The sequence below is a fragment of the Clostridia bacterium genome, from assembly GCA_014360065.1.
GTDB lineage: Bacteria > Bacillota > DSM-521 > Neomoorellales > JACIYF01 > JACIYF01.
The window spans coordinates 1-1,623 of the sequence record JACIYF010000241.1; the positions used below are offsets into that span (position 1 = coordinate 1).

The 1,623-nt window shown below is 55.5% G+C and carries 3 protein-coding genes; all 3 read right to left on the bottom strand.

What is annotated here, in order from left to right:
• Window positions 1-304, bottom strand: a 304-nt coding sequence (locus H5U02_15460; GenBank protein MBC7343816.1) for a fructose-bisphosphate aldolase, incomplete at its 3' end; no start/stop codon positions are given.
• Window positions 305-362: 58 nt separating this feature from the next.
• Entirely contained in the window at window positions 363-1,127 is a 765-nt protein-coding gene (locus H5U02_15465) for a DeoR/GlpR transcriptional regulator (GenBank protein MBC7343817.1), read from the bottom strand.
• 338 nt (window positions 1,128-1,465) lie between these two features.
• The coding region (locus tag H5U02_15470) for an endonuclease (GenBank protein ID MBC7343818.1) at window positions 1,466-1,623 on the bottom strand (158 nt) is incomplete at its 5' end.

The window sequence follows — 1,623 nt, forward strand, 5'->3', positions numbered from 1 at the left end:
ATCTTATGGCTTCCTTGACTTCGGCCACTGGGGTATCAAAATTAGGATGGTAAGGAGCGAAAGTAGTAGCCTTAAGAATCAGGGAAATCCGGCCTGCGTAAGGGGAAAATACTTTCTCAGCGATGCCTTTATGCATGGTAATTGCATTGGGAGCACCGGCCACTACCTTGGCCACCGTCTCCCGGATATTAACTAGACCCGGCAAAACCCCGCGGGCCATGGCGTGATCGACGGTAATGCCGACAAAACGCCGCGATTCAGGGTCAAGTAGACGGTTTAGACGAACTTCTTTTCCTAGTGTCATGGCTTAGCTCCTTTCTTAGCTGCTTTCTTGGGCTGAATAGGGGGCTATGGCATCGCACCTACTCAGCTACCATTACTTTAACCCCTTGCCGCTCCAGCGCTTGCCGAAACTCGGCGCTGATGCCAGCATCGGTCACCAGCAGGTTGATTCGGGTTACTGGGCAGACCGTGCCCACTCCCGTCTTTTCAAACTTGCTGGAGTCAATCACCGCCACCAGCTGGCGGCTAATCTCTACCATCTTGCGGCGGATGGGCAAGGACTCAACGTCGTGTTTAGTCAACCCTTCCTCCAGGCTCAGGGCGCTACCGCCCATCACGCAAACCTGGGCATGCAGGCCCGCCAGCATCTGCTCCCCCATCCCGCCGAAAAGGTTGTAGGCATAGGGTCGCATGATGCCGCCAGTAACGATTACCGTGATGTTCTGCCGGTCCCGAAGCTCATAGGCAATCTCAACGCTATCGGTGATGACCCGCAGGCTTTGGGGTGGGTTGAGGGCCCGAGCCACCTCTAAAGTGGTGGTACCGGCGTCAAGAATGATGCTCCCAGCCCTTTCCACCAGCTTGGCTGCTAACCGGCCAATCTTCTGCTTTTCGGCAGTCCGCATTTGGGCCCTGACCTCGGTCTTTCCAGCCTCGGGCAAGCAATGGGACAGGCAGGCTCCACCCCGAGTGCGGATCAGGACGCCAGCTTGCTCAAGCTCAATCAGGTCGCGCCTGATGGTGGAAAGGGATACCTTCAGCATTTGCGCCAGCTCCGCCGCCGAAATCCAATCTCGTTGGCCGAGAATCGATCGTATTTCTTCCCGCCTTTGGGCCGTCAACAAGCCAATCTCTCCTTAACCGAGGCCAGTTACCAAGCCAAACTTGCCCGCCAATTTGGCGTCCGGCGCTCACGGCCAGCCAGCTACGGCCCAGTCAAATGACCTCCACAACCGTATAGCCGGCCACGGTGCTGCGCTTAACCGAAACAATTCGCCATGGATAATCAATTTCCTTCATTTTTATGCAAGTAACTTCTAAACCATTCAGATTCATTTAGAAGAGAGCAAAAGCAGCAAGGCTGTTCAGAGGTAGTTGGCGAACCTGGGTTGAAAAAAGCGGCCTAGACCCAGAAGTCTTAGCTCTGGGTCAGGCCGCCGTAGGCGAGAGAAACGGGCGCAACCTAAGCCTGGGTATTCCTTAGCTCCAAGACTCGGCGAATTTCCCCAGCGTAGTCCTGGTATTTCTCTACGGTGGTCTCAAGCAGTAGCGGTAGCGAGCCTAGGAAGGGGTGATTGACAATGGCGCTGATGCCGCCATCCCCGAGCTCGCCTTGACCAA